The following is a 21,261-nucleotide window of genomic DNA, read 5'->3' on the forward strand; positions in this document are numbered from 1 at the left end:
TCGCAGGTCCAATACTCGTTAATAAGTAGACCAACATTCCGCGCTAGAGTTGCGCGATTTGTCACTACCGAACGATGATCGAATCCCCCATCGTGCCTTGGGGGGCGACGGAGCTGAACAATATCCATGGATGAAATAGTCGCCAACCCTGAATCCCAGGCAGCATCGAACGTCTCGTTTTTAGACCAGTGCTGGAACATGATTCAGTCTTTGTATTACGGACAGACATGGGCTCAGATTGGCGAAGCCACCCTCGTGCCCGCGCTGAAAGCTTTTGGCATCTTGGCGGCCAGCTATTTTGTTGCGAAGTATCTTGCGCGTATCATTTCGAGACCGATCTGTGCACGAGCCGATCAGACCTTAGGTCGCTTTGTCGAAAAGCTGGTCTACCGAGGGACGCTAGGCTGTGGCTTGCTGGTCGTACTGAGCCTTTTCGGAGTGCGATCGACTAGCTTTGCTGCCGTCATCGCCGCGATGGGGTTTGCAATTGGGCTCGCGTTTCAAGGTACGTTGTCGAATTTCGCGTCTGGCGTTTTGCTGATGGTCTTTAGGCCGTTCAAAGTCGGCGACTTGGTCGTCGCCGCAGGTGTTACGGGGCGCATTCACGAAGTCGACTTGTTTACAACCGCCATCGACACGCTGGACAATCGTCGCCTGATCATTCCTAACAGTTCAATCGCAGGCCACACCATCGAGAATGTCACGTATCATCCCTATCGCCGCGTTGAAGTACCTGTCGGTATTTCCTATTCAGCCAACATGGATGCAAGTCGCGAAGCGTTGTGGAAAGCGATTAACGATTTGGCCGATTGCACGATCGCTAATGACGAACAGAAACCACAAGTGCTTTTGATCGGCTTTGGCGGATCGGCCATTGACTGGCAAGTTCGCGTTTGGGCGCCTACCAAGGAATTTGTGGTAACAAGAGATAAACTTGTCTATGCCATCAAGCGCAACTTGGATGCCGCACAAATCAAGATTGCACTCCCGCGATTGGACGTTCAAGTTGATTCCGCCGACCGAGCAATCGAGCACGCTCTTCAAGGACGATCCGTCCCTCGTCGCAGCCCGTCTCCATCAGCTCCAGCCGCCTAGGCTTCAACACTAGCACTCGCAATGGACTTACCGCCGACGCAGCAACACATGATGCAAAAATCATAGGAAGCCAAATTTAGCTGCGTCGGGGGCAAACCCACTGAAGCGAAGTCATACTATCTGTATTGGAAAGCCCAAGCCACACGTTGAACCAGATGTTGAACCTGATGGCGGCCTTTTGCTCCAAAATGGGCTTTGATTGTAGCGCACTTTCGCATTGCGAATGGCGACCAACTCCAACGACTACGCGTCGCAGTACCCTTCATCTTTGAAATCGTCATCCAGATCCATTTCCACGCGACCTTCCAGCCCAAATAGATCGATCTCGTGTTCTATAACGCGGGAGATCATCGATAGCTGCAACTCAGCCAGCCACTCCGCTCGCGTGACATCGCCCGTGAGAGGGAAACCTGCCGCAACGACGATATGATGAAAGTTAGAATGATAAACCGACAGCGAGTATTGACCATTGTGTTCGATCATTTGGTCCGAAACAATGGAGACCATGAGATGGCCATCTAACCTACGCTTTTTCATCGTATACTCAACCGCATTGATGATCGAGCGAACGGCAGCGATATCAATAGTGCTAGAGCCATCGGTAACTGTACGGAATGTACAGCGCCGTGTGTGCTTTACAACACGAGAAACGATTTTACATCCTTGTGTCAACATAGAAAAATCTTTGTTCATTCGGTCCACCAGCAAAGATGAACATCAGCACTGCTGTGTTCGCATCTTTGCACTCATCTAAAGTTCAGCTCATGTAAACAGATTGGCCGTCAACATCGCCTGCTACTTGCAAGCGCTACCCAAGCACAACCAACGACTGCTGTGGGCTAGCAAGACACAGCACGCACCCCTGATGCCGTGTGTCTTGAGGACACCTGCCCTATAAGCACGGAGCGTACCAAACGAAAAAATTTCACGAACCACCTCAAAATGTAGTGGATTCGATTGATTATTTATGGCCCTCTTCTACGTTTGCCATAAGTGATTCGCTTAGCGACTCCAAATCTAGACCATGCTTTCGCACTCTTCGCCGAGCCTTGAGATAAATAAAACCGGCACGCAAGTTTTCGAACGTCGCAAATTGCGAGAAGCGACGCAGTATCTTGATTCCGTTGAGAATACGTACTAACGGACATCCTTGTCCGTTGAAGACTCAACGGAATTGGAAGTCCGTCGTACGGTAATTCAATTTCTAGCGGTTGCTTTACTTGCAATAGTGCGCTAACCAAGCGAACACTTCCTCGTGCCAAACTTGGCTATTGGCTGGCTTAGTAACCCAGTGCCCTTCATCAGGAAAGTTCACTAACCGACTCGGCACATTCAACCTCTGCAGTGTCGTGAACAATTCAATACCTTGTCCAATAGGACACCTAAAATCGAGGTCATTGTGAATGACCAACATCGGCGTTCGGTATTGACCAATCTTGGCCGCATGAGCTTGGGGCGAATATTTGCGGTAGCTCTCCGGACGATCCCAAGGCACGCCCCCATGCTCGAACTCATCGAACCAAAGCTCTTCCGTTGTGCCCCACATGCTTTCAAAGTTATAAACGCTGCAGTGCGTAACCAGTGTACAAAAACGATCGGTATTCACGGCAAACCAATTCATCATGTACCCGCCAAAGCTCGCTCCAGCGGCCGCCATGCGTTTGGAATCGACATAGGGCAGCGCCGCGACATAGTCCGCGCCTGCCATCAGATCGCGATAGCACTTGCCACCCCAGTCTCCAGAGATCTGGTCGCTGAACTCCTGGCCAAAACCTGTTGAACCGCGAGGATTAGGTAACGCGACCACATAACCTTGAGCGGCCCATAGAACCGGATTCCAGCGATAGCTCCACGCGTCGCCCCACGCTCCCTGCGGACCACCATGGACCATGTATACCGTCGGATACTTTCGCGTCGCATCAAAATCTGGCGGCGTTACCAACCACATTTGCATCTTGCGACCATCTTCCAATTTCACATCCATCGTCCATTGCGGTTGGCTGAGTTGCAGCGATGCAAGCAGTTCGCGATTGGCAAAACTAATCTCACGGACGCTGCCTGCCTTATCGCGAAAATAGATCTCAGCGGGACGAGTATAAGTCGATTCAGCATACAGCAAACCATCGGACGCCAACGGAAAAAGACCGCTGATGCCACCGACGTTATCGGCGATCAAAATTTCCTGTTTCAAAGGCGTATCCAAATGCAACTCGTACACACGATGTCGCGCTTGCCATTCGGTGGTGAACTGCAAACTGCGATTGTCGACCCAGGCGAACTCGCCGACCGATATGTCGTCCTTCAAAGCGTGCTCCACAGCATTTCCAATCAACGCACCGTCAGCCTGAACCGCTTGCGTCGACAGCAGCCAACGATCCGCTTCTGCACCAGCCACGCGTTGCGAACGCCATGCAAGCGTTTTTCCGTCAGGGCTGATCTGCGGTCCACTATCAGCCGCAAGATTCTGCGCGGTCAGCGATTCCCATTGCGTCTTGGTGTTATCAGTGGAAACGCGACACAAATCGTAGTTGGTACTCCACGCTTCTACACTGACTTCTGTAGGGCTAGTAGGCGTCGCGGTAAATATGAGATGAGAACCATCGCTGGAAAAGCAATAGTCGCGGCCAGAGGAAAACGTGGATGAAGTCGGCACGGCGTCACGATTGCCAGGCGTGGCGTCATGGGGGATACCATCGGCGGTGATCACAGAGCCAGTGCGTTTCAGCTTCAATACAAACAGATGTTGACGTTTGCCTTCGACGTAAGAGTCCCAATGGCGATAGAACAAGTGGTCCGCTGTACGAACTTTGCTAACTCGTTTGGCATCCTTCTCTAAATGCTCTGCGTTCTTGGCGGCAATTTCAGCATCGGAACCATCGGTGTACTGCGGATACACGGAGCTGACAAAAGCGATCGAGTTGCCATCGGGCGCCCATGTCGCATTGCTGGCTTCGGTTGCAAGTTCGGTTAGCTGTTTCGCTTCGCCGCCCCCAAGTGGAATGATCCACAGTTGGCTCGAGCCAGTGCGATTTGATTCGAATAAGAGATGCTTGCCATCGGGAGAAAACTTCGGATTAGAATCGCGTTTGCCGAAGTTGGTCAGTTGCTGCGGTGGCGTCGAACCGTCCAACTTGGCAATAAAGATGTTGCTGCGAGTCACATTGTTGGCAGGGTCCGTTATCTCGGTCACTTGATAAGCCACTAATGATTCATCAGGCGAGACGTCCGGTGCCGCCACACGTGCGAAGCGAAAAAGGTCTTCGATCTTCATGGTGTTGGGGGTGGGTTGGTCGGGCGAGGCGGTTTGAGCGAGCGACATATTTGAAAAGACAAACAGGAAAACGAAAAAGTGAGTAGCAACAGTTCGTGACCAGACACTCTGGTGTGAGATAAACGATGTCATATTTAGTGCACTTCCAAGAAGGTAAAAAGCTGGTAGGCGGCAGTACTCGTTAAAAAGTATAGAAGACCTCCGCCTAAAGGCGGGACTACGAACTTATGACTTCAACAAGATACCAACCACACAGGCAGTCATGTTGCAAGCCAGTAGACCACCCAGCATCGCTCGGAATCCCAAAGCCGCGATATCGCTGCGACGCTCAGGTGCCAATGCACTGATCCCACCGATCTGAATGCCAATGGCCGATAAATTGGAGAACCCGCACAAAGCATAGGTCATCAATGTTCTGGTGCGGTCCGTAATCAACGGAGCATCACCGGCCACCATCTGACCCAGTCGCTCGTACGCAACAAACTCGTTGGCGATCACTTTGGTACCCAGCAACTCGCCCGCTGCAATCATGTCTTGAAAGGGTATACCGACCAACAAAGCAAACGGTGCAAACAAGTAACCGATGACTTGCTGCAAGGTCAACGTATAAGCTCCACCGCTGGCTAGTGACACAATGGAACCCAACAACCAGTTGCCCAGAGTGATCAATGCTAAAAATGCAATCAGCATTGCTCCAATATTCAACGCCATCTTCAGACCATCCGATGCACCAGAGGCCGCAGCGTCGATGACATTGATCGGAGTCACCGTCGCAGGCATGTTACCGTTGGCTTTTGCGTCGTTATCGGCCACATCACTTTCGCTTTCGTCGGTTTCGAGTTCCGCCGCCCCTTTTTCGCCAGCAGGCATAGGGACCATAAGTTTAGCGACGACTAAGGATGCTGGAGCAGAGATAAAACAAGCCGTTAGTAAATGTCCCACTTCCACGCCAAAGCTGCTGTAGGCCAGCAGCAGCGAACCCGTTACGGAAGCGAAACCGCCAGTCATCAACGCGTTTAATTCGGACCGATTCATGCGCGAGATGTAGGGCTTCACGACCAACGGAGCTTCAGTATGACCAACAAAGATGTTAGCGGACGCTGCTAGCGTCTCCGCACCGGTGGTTCCTAAGGTCCACTGCATTACATACGAAAAGCCTTTGACCACCCACTGCATAACGCCCAAGTAATAAAGCACCGACATCAGCGATGAAAAAAAGATGACTGTCGGCAGCACTCCAAAGGCGAAGGTGGCCAACAAGCTGCCGCGACTGAGCGTACCAGCGGTTGTGCTGGCGTCTGCCGGAGATTGGCCATTGATGCCGAACAAAAAGTCCGCTCCCGCGTTGGAGCACTGGCCAATGACGGCCGCAAAGCCTTCAGAAGCTTTGAACAAAGGCTCACGGACATAGTCGTTCAGCAAGATTAAAGCGACTACGAATTGCAGCAGAACTCCGCCCACGATGATTCGCCAAGACAGCTCTCGCTTAAAACCTCCAATCGCCCACGCCACAAACATCAACAATATGAGTCCGACGAAGCTAATGGATTTTTCAAGCAGCATGAAAGCGCAAACCTTTTCAAAAATGACTTTTCGAGAACCGCAAGTCCGCCAACTGACAGGGGATACTGTACGACATTCTTGCGGTTTGGCCAACGGTTGGACGACGGCTTTCAGAGAACTTGTCTTCGAATCACCGACCTTCTAGAGCCGCTACTCTATGTCCCAATCGTCCAACGCAGAAGGCTTAGCGCCCGACTCCGCCCCAGACGATCCGGTGTCCCTACGCGCCGATCCTAAATTGCCCTTTGGCCAGTCACGAGGTTCAGGCTGCACAAACCCACTTGTCAGACGCAGCCCCGCACGTCGATACAAATAGAGCACAGGCAACGCGGATAAGACTAAACCTAGTGTATACAGCGTCGAGTAACGAACAGCGTCGACCCTTCCGTTGGTCGGGGTAATCCACCACCAATTACTGAGGTTCACGACCACCAGCGCCGCGACCATGGCGAAGATCTTCCATCCCAAACGGAGTAAACTGCGTCGTCGTCGAAACAGGCTTCTGCCCGATAACATGATGCTGGCGCAAATCGAAAACTGAAATGCAGAATAGACTATATAGGACACGGCGGCGATCAGTATCATCAAGATTTGTGAGGGCCAGCCCACTGGTACATTCGAGTAGGGTACCAGTTTGGCAACCAACAATGCAACGCCCAGCCCAACGAACATTACCAAAAGATAGTCCAGGCCGTAACGCTGTGAATCGTGATCAACAGTAGAACCCACCGCGTATCCAGGCTTCTTTGAAGATCGACGTGGTTGCCGCAAACCAAGCAAGCATAGCAAAGATCGGTCGCCTCGTAGAGCTAGATGCGCGCTACGCTGTAGCACCACCATCGAAAACCAAGCGACCGCTACACCCAAACTGCTAATCGCAACTATCACCAACAGGGGCTCTTGCGGAATTGGTGTTCTTCCATCAGCAGTAAGTCCAATCAGCCACGTCGAACAGAGAATCGTCAACAGCACCAACGCCATACTGCCTCGTTGAACAATACTGGCTCTCCAGAAGGCAAGCAAGCAACCCAGCATCCCTAGCTCAGTCACAAGCATACCGGTAGCAAACATACCAAACTGCACAATCGTCTCGCCATGAGAGCTCGCCAGCCACATAGTGATCAATATGTTGCCAATCACCGCAATGCCAAACAACACCACCGACAAAATCAGCAACCGTAAACTATAATATCGTTTGATTGAGTTCATGATGATCTGGCAATGTCGGCTCGTGAACTTTGGATGATTCAACTTCTCTTACCATGAAGCAGTGCTATGCTTCACTAAGTAACTTATAGTCTAATCGTTTTGGCGATTGCCATTGGGACGCTTTCATCTCGATCACCAACTTGCCACGCCCAATCGGACTTGGCTCATGCGTCCGGTTTTTACGAAGCCAATGAAAAGCTCGGTCGAGGTATCAATTTAGGCAACTTTCTAGAGGTCCCCCGCGATGACAATAGTCAGCGTCAAAAAAGAAAAGCCGTACATCACAAGATTGCGATGTACGGCTTTTTCAGATTTTAATTGTGTGGTGCGTACGAGTAAAAACTCGTAGAGCATCAACTAAGCGCTTGGAGCGTCGCTAGCGGAAGGAGCATCTGCAGCGGGATCAACTGCTGGTGCTGGCGGAACGCTGCTACCGGCTTCGATAACGCCACCGTCGACAACGGTGCTACCACAAGTGGTGCAGCCTTCGACAACAGGTGTGCCGTAGGAAACCATGGAAGTACCACAGCCACAATCGGCTGCTGGAGCGGCAACTGTTTCGCAACCACAGCTTGGAGCTGGTGCTTCGCAACCGCAGCTTGGAGCTGGAGCTTCGCAGCATACTGGTGCTGGAGCTTCGCAGCATACTGGTGCTGGCTCTTCGCAGCATACTGGTGCTGGCTCGCCACCGCACTTGCTCTTGCGAGCGTGCAGCTTGGCTAGCAGACCGCCACCGCCGCATTCCTTCTTAGCGTGCAGCTTGGCGAACAAGCCGCCTTTGCTACCACCACAATCAGCTACTGGAGCTGGAGGGCAGCATTCTTCAACAACTGCTGGACCACAGCAATCGCTTGCAGCAGGTCCACCACATGCCTTCTTAGCATGTAGCTTTGCAAACAATCCACCACCGCAACCAGCTTCTGCTGTTCCGACCATCGCAAAACCAGCGACAGCAAGCGTGCATAGCACAACCTTGAACAATCGGTTCATTCAATCTTCTCCCGACACAAAGGACTATGGGGCGCTCACATCAATGATTCTGAACTCTTATGGGTAACTACGTCACCGCGACGAAGCCCCTTGCCCCGAGCAATCGACGTCCGTCAGACCGCCAAATGTCAATTTGTAGCGACTGGGCAATCTGCGTAAAACGCTCGAATTCCCTGTAGGCTATCAATAGATCAGACACTGTCAACTGACCCTCGGGCGGAATGCTGCAATTTCGTCACAATCCGCACAAATTGCCCAGATTGACTTTCCGAAGGCATCCGATCTTCGCTGACACTGGAAGAATGGAGCTTGCTGGTCCCCCCAATCGTCGCCAAGGGGCCTTCCTTTGCCCAGCAGCCAGCCGATGCCGCGCTGAGAACGACGCTGGCTGGACGGTCCCGCTTGCCCAATCGCGTATCAAAATGCCGGTCGTTTTTCTCGAAAAATCAAGTCGCTCTTGCGTTCGCCGGGCAGAAAACAGTACCACCTTGAGCCATTAGCGAGCCTCACTCTATCGCCTGGCAGCCCCCACCAACTGCCAGCGTTGCAGGAGCGTCGCGTAAGGCTGCCTGTCATCAAGGATTGCGTCAATGCACCGCACTAAAAGAATTGCACTTGCCACCAGTTGCGGCCTGCTATCAGCCATCGCTGCCGCTTCTCCAGCCTATGGGCAGGGGTTTGCGATGCCCGCCGCCATGCCCAACGCAGCGTCTATTCCGCCTCAGGATTACTCCAACGCCAGCGTGCTGCCGCCTCAGAACCAAGGGCAACTCGTGCCCAACGCCGTGGTCAACCAGTCGTTGTCGCCCTCCGCGCCATCTGCTACTGCGACCGCGGCAACGCCCGGTGCTAGCCAACAGAATGACTGGAGCCGACCGATCTACTCGTTCGTCGATCCTCGCAATGGGATCATCTATGACCGGTTCGTGGAAACCGAATCGGTGCCAGGCACCAAATGGGAGCTGGAAGAAAAGCTGGAGAAACGCTGGGTCCCAGAAACGCAGACCGAAACACAACAGGTCACCCGGGTGGAATACGTGCCAGTCCTGTCTTATCAATTATCGCAAAAGACACCGAACGCCTGGAATCCATTCTCCAGCGGTCAACCCTCCGCCCAGTACGTCCCCAAAGTCGACTACCTTCCGGTCAACCGCGTCGTGAGCATGCCGGTCTCGGTTCAGAAATATGTTCAGCGAGACATTCCGGTCCAAGTTCCCAAGCTAGTGCAGGTTACCGAAAGCCGCTCAAAATATGTAGACCGACCGCGTGCTGGCCAGCCCATGGCGACGGCCGCTATGGCCAATGGATCGCCCACGCCGACCACCAACTACGTTACCACTCCTATCGCCGCCGCACCTCAATACGCTTACCCAGGCACAGCGACCGCGGGAGCAGGTGTTCCCTTTGGCTATCAAGTCGGCAATACCATGGGGGTCGCATCGCCGACTTTTTCGATGCAGTCCAACCAAATACCGTCGTTGCAGTATCCTGGTTCTCCGACCATTGCACCGCCGGGCATGTACCAGTACAACACCCTGCCAAATGGCGCAGCGGCGTCGGCCTATTCTGCGAACAGCCAACCGCTGGTCCAAGGCCCCAACGCGTCAAACTTTAACCTCGCATCGCTAAACCCCTTTCGAGCCGCCCCAACCACGCCCACGGCCAACCCGCAACTGGTCCCAATCCAGTCGTCGACTCAATCCTTTAGCGCCAGCAGTGCTCCGACCGGCCAGCCATCGCAACAATACACGGCTAGCTCTTGGACCAATTGGCTGCAGTCCAACGGCCCACTGTTAAAGCGATCGTGGTTTCAAGAAAACCGACTACTGCCTAATGGAAATACGGCAGGGAACCCTTCCCTAGCGTCGGTATCTTCCCCCAGCGTTGGTTTCGGCGGGTCCGTCCCCTACGCTTACATGCCCAACAGTACATCGCCACAACAGTCTAGTGTCTTGCCGCCCAGTTCGCCAAGTGGCACGTACGCCAGTTCGACGATGCCATCGCAGTCCAGTCCAGGGTTCGCAGGCAGTTTGACGGTTCAACCCTCGACGCCGTTGAACACTTACCCAACTCGATCTGCCGAGCAAGTTGGAATGCCCGCAACTCAGTTTCGCTAAAGTTTTTGCGTGGCTCGTCGTTTAACCGCGCGGGCTTCGCCCCGCGTTGGATCTTCTCCAGCGGCAGTGACGCGGCCCGATGAGCACGCGGTTAAACGAAGCTTGTACCGTGCTTCTTCGTAGGCCGGAACAAGGTCGCTTCTCTTCTTGCTGGAACTGCGCAAAGCCGAACCAGCCACCTCCGATTGGGTTTGTGACATTATTCAACTTAAGCGAGCGAAGTTCCGGCGCTAGGCGTTGGCTGTGCTGGTTACCGGCCTACGGCCTACATGTTTCATCCGCTGTCGAACCGGCGCGGCTTCCAGTATGATAAGGCTCTCGTTGAACGTGTCGCAGCGATGCCTGCCTTCGTTAACTATAGCCCTTTTCCATTCATTCATAGAGAGCAACATGAGTTCGGACCCTAACGCAATGCAACAAGAGGCAGAGGAATTCAAAACCCGCTATACGAAAGTTCGCGATCAGATTGGGCGTGTGATTGTCGGACATGACGAGATCGTACATGGGGTTCTGACCGCTATCTTTGTCGGTGGCCATTGTTTATTGGAAGGCGTCCCCGGGCTTGGAAAAACGATGTTGGTTCGAACGCTGGCCGACACCTTGCAACTGGATTTTAACCGCATCCAATTCACTCCAGACCTGATGCCTTCGGATATCCTGGGCACCAACATGATTGTCGAAGACGATTCGGGGCGACGTAAATTTGAGTTTCAACGCGGACCAATCTTTACGCAGATCTGTCTGGCGGACGAAATTAACCGTGCCACTCCCAAGACCCAATCGGCTTTGCTGGAAACGATGCAGGAAGGTACCGTTACCGCTGGCGGTCAGCGACATGTTCTGAGCAAGCCCTTCTTCGTATTAGCGACACAAAACCCGATCGAACAAGAAGGTACCTATCCGTTGCCTGAAGCGCAACTGGACCGTTTCTTGTTCAAGTTAGTGGTCGGTTATTCGTCGCGCGAAGAGCTGAACACGATTATCGAGCGAACGACGACGGGCACGATTATCACGCCGGAGAAGGTGATGAATGGCGAAGAGATTAAACGCTGGCAAGCTTTGGTCCGCCAAGTGATCTTGGCGCCGCATGTGCGCGACTACATCTCGCGGCTAGTGCTGGCTACTCATCCTGAGGGCCCTTATGCGATGCCAGCGACCAATCAACATATACGCTGGGGCAGTAGTCCGCGTGCTGGTCAGTCGATTGCATTGGCAGCCAAGGTTCGAGCATTGCTCGACGGCCGCTTCAATGTTGCATTCGAAGACGTGCGTCGCACATATCTACCAGCCATGCGACATCGCGTGGTATTGAATTTTGAAGCGCAAGCCGAAGGTCTTGAAACCGACCAAGTCCTGCTGCAACTGCTAGAGAACGTCAGCGAGAAAGCCGACAAGTAGCAGCGTGGCTTTACATCGGCCTGAAGGGCCGAACCTTAAACGCCGTCGTAGAAGAAACCTGTATTCTCTTGCACTGTGGGCAAGCGTCTCACCAATGTCATCAATCGATTGCGATCCTCATTGCTCACAATGGTGGTATTGTTCATTCGCAGCTTGATCGCAATATTCGTGCAGTGACTCAAGACATCTGTCGTGGCCGTGTTAGCCACTCGCAACGGTTGGCCTGTCATGGCATGATAAAAAATTGCCTGAGCCAAATGGGCGATCGCTTCAGCTCGGTCAACCATCATCATCGCCGCTCGCGCGTCACAACCAGCATGAGTCGCTTCGTGAAGGATGATCGATTTCTGAGTGGGGGTAACTGCCTCAGGAAAGCCGACCAGCATGTAACCCCGCAGCTTGTCGCCGTCGTTTCTGTGAAAGTATTCGGCGTTTTGCCCTTGGCTAGGATCATAGTAAGCGACCAGAAATCGAGACTCAAAGCGATCGGCGATGTTCGTAAAATCCGATGGCTCAAATACGTCAGTACCCAAGGTAAAGCGAACTCGATTCACATGCGTTTCGCGCAAGACGCGAGCGACCGTTCGTTGGGTCGAATCGTGTGGATCGCCTTTTTGAGGTTGATTGGTTGGGCCATTGAGCGATGCCAGTGTTTGGCCGTTTGGATCAACTCGTTTATCAGGTGACTTATGACCAAGAAAGCGAATTTGAAAGGTACCAATCGCATTCTTAGTGTAACTGCCGGCGATCCCATCCGGCACCAACGGCGGGATATCCATCTGATTGGCGTTGATGAACTTATTCAAAAGGTTTTGAACGATGACAACATCGTCGTGTTTGTTGGCGCCATTCTTGCCAACACTTTTCTTGATTTGTAAGTCAGCCATGATTCAATAGTCCCGATAGGAGTGAGGATGAGAGAAAAGCTCGCCTATTCATTCATCGCCTCGCAAACGAGAGACGCGGTAGCTGGGACGCCATCGTAATTGAATGCACGCCCCGCCAGGAAAAGACGATCCCGCGTAGAAAAGAGTTGTCGCGTGGTCGCGATGGTAGTTGCCCGAAAACTACAGGATTTCAGTCTTTTTGCGGAACTCCGCAACCCTCGAGCTGAGTCGCAATTGCGAGAAGTAACGTTGGGCACGAACCGGCCTGTTGACGACCTGATGCAGCCTCTCGCCCCCGGCTTAAGCCGCTTGGCGACGGCGTGTGGTGGCAGGCGTTGCGGCTGGTACCGCTGCCATTTGAGACGCTGTCACAGTTCCGATCGGCAACGCGAGCACTTGAGCGTCGGTCGTAATAATTTGCACGGCAACTTGACGCGTGGCGTTGAGCAGAATCGGGCTCTTAAGATTCGCGGTCAAGATTCCGTTGTTTCGGCTGACAACCCCTAAGACATAGATCGAGTCGTTAGGACGCAGATGCAGAGGAACCAGATCACGCTGGGCAACATGGACGCGGTAGTTCTCGTCATAGCGACGTGGCGAGACGACGGGAACCGCGACATGTGCTAATGCAACTGATTGCAACCACGCGATGCCGGTGTTCTGAGGATTGGATAACAAGACCCAGTGGCGTGACGATTCGAAACCGATGAGTCCATGTGGCATCAGAATGATGTCGCTTTGCTGGATATTCATCACCCCGAAGCGGCTAGAAGTAATTTGCATGGCTAGGTCCTCTGGCTCAATCTTAAACGCACTCAAACAATTCGCGTTATCGGTTTTATCGGAACAGACAGACTTCCCAAGCGAAAGATTTTGACAAAATGGCTAGATATAATTGAAAAGACTTGCCCCTTTGAGCATGTCGGCCAGCAATTTGAGCGAGGCTTCATAGGCGATCTGCTTTGCACTTAAAGCCGCGATCGCTTCGGCGTAGTCGGTATCCAGCAGCTTGGATTGATCGCTGGCCGCCTGTATGATCTGATCTTCATTTGCCACACGCAGCGAATCAATGCGTTGCTGTTGGATACCGATCTGCCCTCGGATCAAGCTAACGCGGGAGAGGTCGTCGTCAAGCGCAGCAGAAATCCTTTCAAGAGCAGGTGTGTCCCCATCGTAAACTGCGTTTCGCAATCTCAGCAAAGTATTGAAGATACCTTTCGCCTCGTGCGGATTTGGATCGTGACCGCTCAGGCTATACACTCCACCAACCGACGACGCGACCGCTTCGCTTTGGCCTTTTGGCACAAAACCCAGTCCAACAGCCGCTTGAGATCCACCTGAATTGCGAACGAGGATCGGCGTTCCCACATCGGGTGCAACGGGCTCCGCTGCACTCAGCACAAATCCGTTGCCAGCGGGATTGATGCTAATCGTGATCGCCAAAGCGGGATCTTGATTGTCAGGGTGGTTGTTGATGATCGACACAACATCATTGACGGTAATCGCACTGTTAAGATTGACGGAAAATGTGGTGCCATCGGACCGAGTGAAATCGAGATCATTCCCTTCCCCGCGAAAGATCCCTTGACCGTGATTCAGGTCACTGAGTCTGAGATCGCCGTGAAAGGTTTTTAAACCAAGTTGTGCGGCGGTATTGCCGCCAAGTTCACTGATAGAAAAGTCTACGCCACTTAGCCTGGATTGAATCTGAAGACGTCTACCGTCGGGTGAAATAGACGCTTCGACTTTGGCGCCTGAGTTTCTAATGCGCAGCAGGACATCCTCGATGGTTTGTGCTCCGGAGATATCGATTGCATAATCGACGCTTCCTTGTCGAATCGTAATTCCACCCGCAGTGCTCAGCCCCGCTCCATCAAACAGTTCGCTCAATTGCGTGGCAGGCGTTATCGAAGGTCGAAGATTGTTGCCAACAATCGGCAGGTTGGGAGCAGGTGTTGTCGTTTCGATTCCCAAGTCCGTGGCGACATTGCTGGAGCCAACATTGGTGACTCGCAACACGCCGCCAGCACCGTCGGCGTAGTCGATCTGAATTCCGTTGGTGGTGAGTGTCGCAGAGATCGCGCGACCATTGATTTCCATACCATTTATCTTATCCAGCACGTCCGAAACGCGAACGGTCCCAGCAAGATCGACTTGAGCAATCGATGTTCCGTCCGAAAACTGGACAGCTCCTGGGGTGACCCCTGCGCCACCATTGAGCAAGTTGAGCCGCATTTGGGGCGTAATTGTTGGGCTGAGATCGGATTGTCCTACCACACCATCGGAGACACCGCCCAGGGCCTCCAACCCCGCGACGCTGTGAGGCACGAGTGTGCCTTGTAAACCAAAGGTTTCTAGAGTCAGGCTGTTGCCCAGAAACTCAATACCATTGGACGATTTGGCAAATGGTTGTTGCCGGACTAAGCCTCCTGAGAACAAGAAGCGATCTTGGAATTGTTGGTTGCTGATGGCCAGTAGACGATTGATTTGGTCATCGATTTGAATGGCCAGTGACTTGCGATCGGCTTCTGTCGAGATGTTTGTCACCGCTTCTAACGCGATGCCTTTAACCTGCTGCAGTGTATCGGTCAAATTTCCCAGCGCCGTTTCACTGACGGACAGATAACTGTTAGCAGCGTCTAAGTTGACCAGCGACTGTTTTTGGTTTTCTTGTTGTCGTTGTAACGCTAGGACGCGAATGGCGGCCGCTGGATCGTCGCTGGGTCTTACAAAGCGTTGGCCGGAAGAAAGTTGATCGCTAAGCCTTTGGATGTCCGCTTGATTTTGCTGGAGTTGCGTCATGGAACGCGTGCGACTCAAGGAATCACTGACACGGCCGGCAACGATAGGATAAAACGTGTTGGACACAACTACACCATGGTTATAAGAGTGTCGAACAGGTCGCTGACGGCCGAAATGACTCGCGCGCTGGCTTGGAATGCTCGCTGGTACATCAGCAGTTTGGCCGCTTCCTCATCAAGATTAACACCCGTGATGGCGAGGTGTCGCGCTTGAAGCGTATTTCGAAAGTTCTCGATACCCTCAGCAATGGTCACTTGGCTGCTAATATGTTGAGCGGTTTCCGCCACAAACGATTCAAAGGACTCCTGGAGGCTTAATCCATTGAGCGTGGCTTGCCCCGACGTAAAAGCTGCAGCCAATGCGAGTGCATTATGTGCCCCAGACCCAGATCCGTCTGTGCTGATGGCCAGAAGCCTTGGCTCCGATTGTAGTTCCGAACGGACCCGCAAGCTGTTGGCAGTATTTCCCGTGAAAAACGTGTTGATGCCGAGAGCCGCCAAAGCACCGGATGTGTCTTCCGCGAACGTAAATGAAATCGCTTGGGATTCGCTTTCAATTCGAACTTTACCATCGTTACCAATGTACGCTCGAATTCCGTCCACGGCATTAATCTGCGAAATCAACTGATTGCCCGTGGTATCGTTTCCATCGCCAAGCTGCCGGACGTTGATCTCTACCGATCGCGACGTATTGGTCGCTGTGTTTTTCACATCGATACGAAAGGAACCGTTATCGATGATCAAGTTCCTGGCGGTTTGTTCCAAGGGCAAATGCAGGTTGGTCAAGCGTTGGTCGCTGGTCACATTTGAATAGCCGATGGAGCCTTGTCCCTGCGAGTGGATTCGATTGACGGTATAGGCGAGGTTCGCGGTAAAACTGTCGAGCTTGGACAAGAATTCCCCGACTGCTCCGCTGCGCTGTTCATACAAGCCTTTTAGTCGACCGCCATTGACGGCCAAAGGGGCATCCGTATCGACCAGTCGGATTTCCGTAGGGCGATCGGAATTCGAATCATTGTTGGCCACTTTCACTTGCCGCGAGAGCCCGTCGGCCACAAGATAGTCGCCGCCGACGATGACGGTCACCGAGCCATTGGTTTGCTCGCTGGCTTGGAAGGCAATCAGTTCGCCTAGTTCCCCCAACCGCATGAGGCGTTCGTCGCGAAGTCCTACTGCGTCGGAATTGGAAATCCGCCCCCCCTCGGTTTCCACGATCCGCCGATTGAGTTCCGCAATACTGGAAGTAAGACGATTGATCTCCGAAGAGGTTTGGCTGATTTGTAAAGTCGCTCGCTCCGCGATCCCGCCCGCTCGAGCAGACAACTCTTTCAAAGATTGAGTCAGTTCTACGCCACGTCGTATCGCAAGCGCTTGGATCGGCGCGCTTTGTGGATTGTTGGCTACATCTTGAAAAGCATTGCTGAATCGACTGAGCGCCGAAGAAATATCGTTTTCGCCCATTTCATTCAAGGCGTCTTGTAACTGTTGTAAACCCTCGTTGGCGGTCTGGTAGTAGGAAAGCTGGCTTTGCGTCTCCCGTAAGCGATCTGCAACGAAGTAGTCAATCTGCTGCTGGACCCCAACCGCCACGACGCCTTGACCAATGACCGAATCGCCAACGCGATAGCCAATTCCGGGCGCTTGCGCCAGCTCCTGACGAATGTATCCAGGCGTATTGGCATTTGAGATATTGTTGCCAACAACTTGCAAGCCTAGCTGACCTAGACGCAGCGCGTTGGATGATTGTTGGATGGAACTGAAGAGTGACATCGAAGCCTTCTCCCTATTCTAGGCGGTGGAGTCTAACAAGAATCCGCCTTGGAAAGCCTCTTGCTCATCATTCGAATAAGTCGCGGGGGCATTGTTGCCTGATCGAAAGATGAATAGCAACTCATCGATAAAGCTAGATGACTGCTTTACTGACACCCACTGGGCCGCACAGTTTTGTCGAACTCGCACAGCCGCACTCTCGATACGCTTGATCTGATCCCAAAGATCTGTCCTGGCGATGGCATAACGGCCCAAAAACTCTCGCAGCGATCCGATCGACTCACGCACCAAGACTTCTTGCCGCTCGCTCATCAACGCCCGCAGATCTTGCGTCAAAGAGTTACCGCGAAAAATCAGCGTTTCTAAATGATTCGATGGTGCGCCCAAGGTCGCCAGCCGGAACTCACTTGCCCAGTCTTCCCAGTTTTTCAAAGTATCCAGCGAACGCTGACACCAGTTGGCTAGCCACTGTTCATTCAAATGCTCGGGCATAATGGAGGCCTGCGACAAGTTAGCACTAGGAAACTTCGTGATCGTCACGGTAAATGCATCTCTTCGTTATCGTTGATATCGGGTTACGACGCATGACAATTCAGCAAATCCGTTTTAATCGTTAGGTTATGGGCAAGTTCCCCAATTGAACATTGTCGGAATAATGGCATTTGCTAGATTGAAAAGCAGCGCATTCGCCAAATCTTTCCATTCGCTAGAGAACATCTATGAGCACCAAGTATCCAGAAGCGCCTGCTCTTCAACGTATCCACGCACCGGTCCGACACACCCAACTTATGGCCTGGGTCGACCAAGTGGCCGAACTATGTTCGCCCGATGAAATTCGGTGGTGCGACGGTTCCGATCAAGAGTGGTCGGAGCTGTGTGAAAAACTGGTAGACCAAGGGACTTTCAAAAGACTCAATCCAGAAAAGCATCCTAACTCGTTCCTGGCCCGCACCGACCCCGACGATGTGGCTCGCGTCGAAGAACGAACTTTCATTTGTGCCAATCGAGCTTCCGATGCAGGCCCGACCAACAACTGGGTGGCTCCCAGCGAAATGCGAGCGACCTTAAACGAAAAATTCTCTGGCTGCATGCAGGGACGCACCATGTACATTGTGCCGTTCTGCATGGGCCCGCTCGACAGCCCACTGGCTCTGGTCGGTATCGAAATCACCGATTCGCCCTATGTCGTGGTGAACATGAAGATCATGTGCCACATGGGATCGAAGGTCTTAGAAAAGCTTCAACCTGAGGATGACTTTCTGCGCTGCTTGCACTCTGTCGGAGCTCCGCTGGCCGAAGGACAACAGGACGTGGAATGGCCTTGCAACAAAGACAAATACATCGTGCATTTCCCTGAGACGCGCGAAGTCTGGAGCTATGGTAGCGGCTACGGCGGCAACGCATTGCTTGGCAAAAAGTGTGTGGCACTGAGACTCGCATCGGTGATCGCTCGCGATTCAGGCTGGCTAGCCGAACACATGTTGATCATGGGAATCGAAGCCCCTGGCGGACGCAAAAGCTATGTTACCGCAGCATTCCCTAGCTCTTGCGGCAAGACAAACTTAGCCATGCTCCTGCCACCAGATGACTTGGCTGCCAAAGGCTGGCGCACCACACTGGTAGGGGATGACATCGCGTGGTTGTGGCCAGGAAAGACTGGCAAGCTGCATGCGATCAATCCCGAAACGGGCTTTTTTGGTGTGGCACCGGGAACGTCCTGGGATTCTAATCCCGGCGCGATGCATGCGCTGAGCAAGAACTCGATCTTTACCAATGTGGCGATGACAGACGATGGAGGTGTGTGGTGGGAAGGGCTGAGCGCCCCGCCCGCTCATTTGATCGATTGGAAAGGTCGCGATTGGACGCCCGAAAGTCCAGACGTAGCTGCTCATCCTAACTCACGCTTCACCGCTCCCGCTGGCCAGTGTCCAAACATTGATCCGGATTGGCAAAATCCAGACGGGGTTCCTATCGATGCGATTATCTTCGGAGGCAGACGGCCTTCGACGCTGCCGCTGATCTTCCAAGCGTTCGATTGGACGCACGGCGTTTTCTTGGGAGCGACGCAAGGCTCTGAAACGACCGCTGCGGCGGCTGGCAAAATTGGCACGGTCCGCCGCGACCCCATGGCCATGCTGCCTTTCTGCGGCTACGACATGGGTGACTACTTGGGACATTGGCTGGAAATGCGAACGAAGATTCAACACTTGCCGCGAATGTTCCACGTTAACTGGTTCCGACGCAGCCAGGAAGGAAAATTCCTGTGGCCGGGCTTCCGAGAAAACTTGCGAGTGCTGGAATGGATCGTTCAACGATGCCAAGGCCGAATCAGTGGTCACGAAACGCCCATCGGTTGGATTCCTCATTGGGAAGATTTTAACGCTCATAATCTAGCGGGCTTCGACCAGTCGATGTTTGATGAAGCTATGCGTTTCGATCGCAGCGAGTGGCTTAACGAAATCATCACGCAAAGCGACTTCTTCTTGAGGCTCTATCACACCATGCCTAAAGAGCTGATGTGCCAACGTGAGCTGTTGATGGCCCGCTTGGCGTAAAGGGTGACGCCCCAGTTCGTAGTACCGCCTTCAGGCGGACTTCCTAAGTATTTCCAATACTCACTTCCGCCTAAAGGCGGTACTACGAACGATGCGCATGCATCCGCCTAAAGGCCAATACCGCTAAGTTAGCAGGCGAATGGTTTCTGGGAAAGTGTGCTTTGGAGGCGGCAAATTACAGTGTTCGTCGCGTTTTTTGGGCCATTTGCTTTGTGTGCGTTTTATCACTCGTGGATTGAGGCGGTTGCGACGTGGTTCAACTACCTCAAGGCTAATCTGCAAGACCATGTTGCTGTACCATGGCTGGAACAACTTTTGCGAACGCGGAGCTTCTACCAAACACATTCGCAGTACCTTGATCGCACCTGTAAATGATATCCGACGCGGCGACACTCCAGCTTGGACTGCCGCCTCAAGTGCTAACTTGCGAATCACGAAATGTGCTATCAGTAAACCATTGATTTCCTGCACAACCCCGGCCGGACTATGGCTGCGGAGTTTTGGGGAATTGCGAAGATGAGTCTTAGCTTCATCAATAGCAATCTCCTCTTCCCAACGCTCGTGATATAGAACTATCAGTGCCTGGGCTGGGTGCTCATGCTCATCAAGCAGTGTTGTCAGCAAACGATGCGTCTGGCCATGGCCAGTACGCTGAGGGTCATCCAATTTGTATTCGATCACGCGAACGCTTTGGCCGTTACGATCATGGCGCCGGTCATACTCGTTGGCATAGATCTTTGACAGAAACGTTCCGTCGGAAAGCACCTGCATAATTTTGAAACAACGGTTCATTTTCGAACGCCCCAGGAAGTCCGACTTCTGATCAATGACCTGGTTCATTAGTTGGTACGAACAAAAGCCAATGTCGAACAAAAGTAGACTTTTCTCTGGCAATTTTCGATAAACGTGTTTCGCCATGGTCGCTTCGCCACATCGCATTGGCTTAATAAGAAAGTTGATAAAAACGTGCGAGCCCACTTCGCAAAGTGCGATGATCCTGGCTTGTGGAAACGCACCGAAGTCTGTTCCGTTTTTGGGCCTTCCGAAAGCACGGCGATTGGCATCACTGTCAGGAAGGTTCAATACAAATCCATCGACCGCCACGAGCCTACGACCTGCGTAAAAGGAATCAGGTGTCTGGCTATCACATAGGCAGTGAACCAACTTCTGGTAGACAAATGCCAAGATTGCAACGCCCAGCCGCCCTCGGGCTTGAGTCAGGGCGCTGGATGAGGGCATGAGCCCAATGGAGAATCGGTGCAACCAGCGAAACACGTGTGTGTAGCAATCGTCGCCATATAGCCACAAGGCGATCGTAAACCAAACCATCATGTCAGCCGGGCACTTTCGACTGCTTCGTTTTTCGAGCTTGCGACGGCGTACTTCGGCTTTCAGCATGCAACTGCGAACAGTCCTCTTGAGGCAAGTAATTCGCTCATGTGAAAGTAACTTATCTTGCTTTGATTGAGAGATCGTGCGAACATGAGTCATGGCAGCTTCCTTGCTTGGTGATGAAATTCAACACCTCCGATCCTCGCAGGAAGCCTGCCTTTTTGGAATACTAACTTAGCGGTATTGGCCTAAAGGCGGGACTACGAACGATGC

Annotated in this window: 16 protein-coding genes; 4 read left to right on the forward strand and 12 right to left on the reverse strand. The window is 52.7% G+C overall.

The window, feature by feature from the left end:
- Positions 1 to 126: 126 nt before the first annotated feature.
- Positions 127 to 1,095, forward strand: coding sequence for a mechanosensitive ion channel family protein (locus tag SH302x_RS20370; RefSeq protein WP_479364463.1), 969 nt, complete (start codon positions 127 to 129; stop codon positions 1,093 to 1,095).
- A 243-nt stretch (positions 1,096 to 1,338) separates the two neighbouring features.
- Here the strand turns inward: SH302x_RS20370 and SH302x_RS20375 are convergent, their stop codons facing one another.
- From SH302x_RS20375 to SH302x_RS20395, 5 genes are all read right to left on the reverse strand, one after another.
- On the reverse strand, positions 1,339 to 1,770 hold the full coding sequence (locus SH302x_RS20375) for a hypothetical protein (protein WP_479364464.1): 432 nt from the start codon (positions 1,768 to 1,770) through the stop codon (positions 1,339 to 1,341).
- 541 nt (positions 1,771 to 2,311) lie between these two features.
- Positions 2,312 to 4,498: a S9 family peptidase gene (locus SH302x_RS20380; RefSeq protein WP_479364466.1), complete on the reverse strand. Its 2,187-nt coding sequence runs from the start codon at positions 4,496 to 4,498 to the stop codon at positions 2,312 to 2,314.
- Positions 4,499 to 4,591: 93 nt separating this feature from the next.
- Positions 4,592 to 5,929 carry a NupC/NupG family nucleoside CNT transporter gene (locus tag SH302x_RS20385; RefSeq protein ID WP_479364467.1) on the reverse strand — a complete coding sequence of 446 codons (1,338 nt, stop codon included), beginning with the start codon at positions 5,927 to 5,929 and terminating at the stop codon, positions 4,592 to 4,594.
- Between the two features lie 150 nt (positions 5,930 to 6,079).
- A complete protein-coding gene (locus SH302x_RS20390) occupies positions 6,080 to 7,138 on the reverse strand; it encodes a hypothetical protein (RefSeq protein WP_479364468.1) in 1,059 nt (352 codons plus the stop codon).
- Between the two features lie 357 nt (positions 7,139 to 7,495).
- Positions 7,496 to 8,128: a hypothetical protein gene (locus SH302x_RS20395; protein ID WP_479364469.1), complete on the reverse strand. Its 633-nt coding sequence runs from the start codon at positions 8,126 to 8,128 to the stop codon at positions 7,496 to 7,498.
- A gap of 590 nt (positions 8,129 to 8,718) precedes the next feature.
- Here SH302x_RS20395 and SH302x_RS20400 point away from each other — a divergent pair.
- Complete coding sequence (locus SH302x_RS20400) at positions 8,719 to 10,245, forward strand: hypothetical protein (protein WP_479364470.1); 1,527 nt, start codon at positions 8,719 to 8,721, stop codon at positions 10,243 to 10,245.
- Here SH302x_RS20400 and SH302x_RS20405 read toward each other — a convergent pair.
- Positions 10,242 to 10,445 carry a hypothetical protein gene (locus SH302x_RS20405; protein ID WP_479364472.1) on the reverse strand — a complete coding sequence of 68 codons (204 nt, stop codon included), beginning with the start codon at positions 10,443 to 10,445 and terminating at the stop codon, positions 10,242 to 10,244. The genes SH302x_RS20400 and SH302x_RS20405 overlap by 4 nt on opposite strands.
- Positions 10,446 to 10,635: 190 nt before the next feature.
- On the opposite strand from SH302x_RS20405, the gene SH302x_RS20410 reads away from it, so the two are divergent.
- Positions 10,636 to 11,643 (forward strand): AAA family ATPase, encoded by a 1,008-nt coding sequence (locus SH302x_RS20410; RefSeq protein WP_479364473.1) that lies wholly within the window; start codon positions 10,636 to 10,638, stop codon positions 11,641 to 11,643.
- Positions 11,644 to 11,678: 35 nt separating this feature from the next.
- Here the strand turns inward: SH302x_RS20410 and SH302x_RS20415 are convergent, their stop codons facing one another.
- From SH302x_RS20415 to SH302x_RS20435, 5 genes are all read right to left on the reverse strand, one after another.
- Positions 11,679 to 12,530: a peptidoglycan-binding domain-containing protein gene (locus tag SH302x_RS20415; RefSeq protein ID WP_479364475.1), complete on the reverse strand. Its 852-nt coding sequence runs from the start codon at positions 12,528 to 12,530 to the stop codon at positions 11,679 to 11,681.
- Positions 12,531 to 12,830: 300 nt separating this feature from the next.
- A complete protein-coding gene (gene fliW / locus SH302x_RS20420) occupies positions 12,831 to 13,313 on the reverse strand; it encodes a flagellar assembly protein FliW (RefSeq protein WP_479364476.1) in 483 nt (160 codons plus the stop codon).
- A gap of 102 nt (positions 13,314 to 13,415) precedes the next feature.
- Positions 13,416 to 15,398, reverse strand: a complete 1,983-nt coding sequence (gene flgL, locus SH302x_RS20425; RefSeq protein WP_479364478.1) for a flagellar hook-associated protein FlgL — start codon at positions 15,396 to 15,398, stop codon at positions 13,416 to 13,418.
- Positions 15,399 to 15,400: 2 nt separating this feature from the next.
- Positions 15,401 to 17,101 (reverse strand): flagellar hook-associated protein FlgK, encoded by a 1,701-nt coding sequence (flgK, locus tag SH302x_RS20430; RefSeq protein ID WP_479364479.1) that lies wholly within the window; start codon positions 17,099 to 17,101, stop codon positions 15,401 to 15,403.
- A gap of 18 nt (positions 17,102 to 17,119) precedes the next feature.
- Positions 17,120 to 17,641 (reverse strand): hypothetical protein, encoded by a 522-nt coding sequence (locus SH302x_RS20435; protein ID WP_479364481.1) that lies wholly within the window; start codon positions 17,639 to 17,641, stop codon positions 17,120 to 17,122.
- A gap of 179 nt (positions 17,642 to 17,820) precedes the next feature.
- Here SH302x_RS20435 and SH302x_RS20440 point away from each other — a divergent pair, with 179 nt between their 5' ends.
- Positions 17,821 to 19,656: a phosphoenolpyruvate carboxykinase (GTP) gene (locus SH302x_RS20440; RefSeq protein ID WP_479364483.1), complete on the forward strand. Its 1,836-nt coding sequence runs from the start codon at positions 17,821 to 17,823 to the stop codon at positions 19,654 to 19,656.
- A gap of 123 nt (positions 19,657 to 19,779) precedes the next feature.
- Here SH302x_RS20440 and SH302x_RS20445 read toward each other — a convergent pair whose 3' ends face one another.
- Positions 19,780 to 21,147, reverse strand: a complete 1,368-nt coding sequence (locus SH302x_RS20445; RefSeq protein WP_479364484.1) for an IS4 family transposase — start codon at positions 21,145 to 21,147, stop codon at positions 19,780 to 19,782.
- Between the last annotated feature and the right edge of the window lie 114 nt (positions 21,148 to 21,261).

This window comes from Njordella calcicola (assembly GCF_056494125.1).

Bases quoted from the DNA above. Each gene is read 5' to 3' on its own strand.
- SH302x_RS20375 (WP_479364464.1), bottom strand. From the start codon at position 1,770: ATGTTGACACAAGGATGTAAAATCGTTTCTCGTGTTGTAAAGCACACA.
- fliW (WP_479364476.1), bottom strand. From the start codon at position 13,313: ATGCAAATTACTTCTAGCCGCTTCGGGGTGATGAATATCCAGCAAAGC.
- flgK (WP_479364479.1), bottom strand. From the start codon at position 17,101: ATGTCACTCTTCAGTTCCATCCAACAATCATCCAACGCGCTGCGTCTA.
- SH302x_RS20445 (WP_479364484.1), bottom strand. From the start codon at position 21,147: ATGACTCATGTTCGCACGATCTCTCAATCAAAGCAAGATAAGTTACTT.
- SH302x_RS20380 (WP_479364466.1), bottom strand. From the start codon at position 4,498: ATGACATCGTTTATCTCACACCAGAGTGTCTGGTCACGAACTGTTGCT.
- SH302x_RS20395 (WP_479364469.1), bottom strand. From the start codon at position 8,128: ATGAACCGATTGTTCAAGGTTGTGCTATGCACGCTTGCTGTCGCTGGT.
- SH302x_RS20400 (WP_479364470.1), top strand. From the start codon at position 8,719: ATGCACCGCACTAAAAGAATTGCACTTGCCACCAGTTGCGGCCTGCTA.
- SH302x_RS20370 (WP_479364463.1), top strand. From the start codon at position 127: ATGGATGAAATAGTCGCCAACCCTGAATCCCAGGCAGCATCGAACGTC.
- SH302x_RS20415 (WP_479364475.1), bottom strand. From the start codon at position 12,530: ATGGCTGACTTACAAATCAAGAAAAGTGTTGGCAAGAATGGCGCCAAC.
- SH302x_RS20385 (WP_479364467.1), bottom strand. From the start codon at position 5,929: ATGCTGCTTGAAAAATCCATTAGCTTCGTCGGACTCATATTGTTGATG.
- SH302x_RS20440 (WP_479364483.1), top strand. From the start codon at position 17,821: ATGAGCACCAAGTATCCAGAAGCGCCTGCTCTTCAACGTATCCACGCA.
- SH302x_RS20390 (WP_479364468.1), bottom strand. From the start codon at position 7,138: ATGAACTCAATCAAACGATATTATAGTTTACGGTTGCTGATTTTGTCG.
- SH302x_RS20405 (WP_479364472.1), bottom strand. From the start codon at position 10,445: ATGTCACAAACCCAATCGGAGGTGGCTGGTTCGGCTTTGCGCAGTTCC.
- SH302x_RS20410 (WP_479364473.1), top strand. From the start codon at position 10,636: ATGAGTTCGGACCCTAACGCAATGCAACAAGAGGCAGAGGAATTCAAA.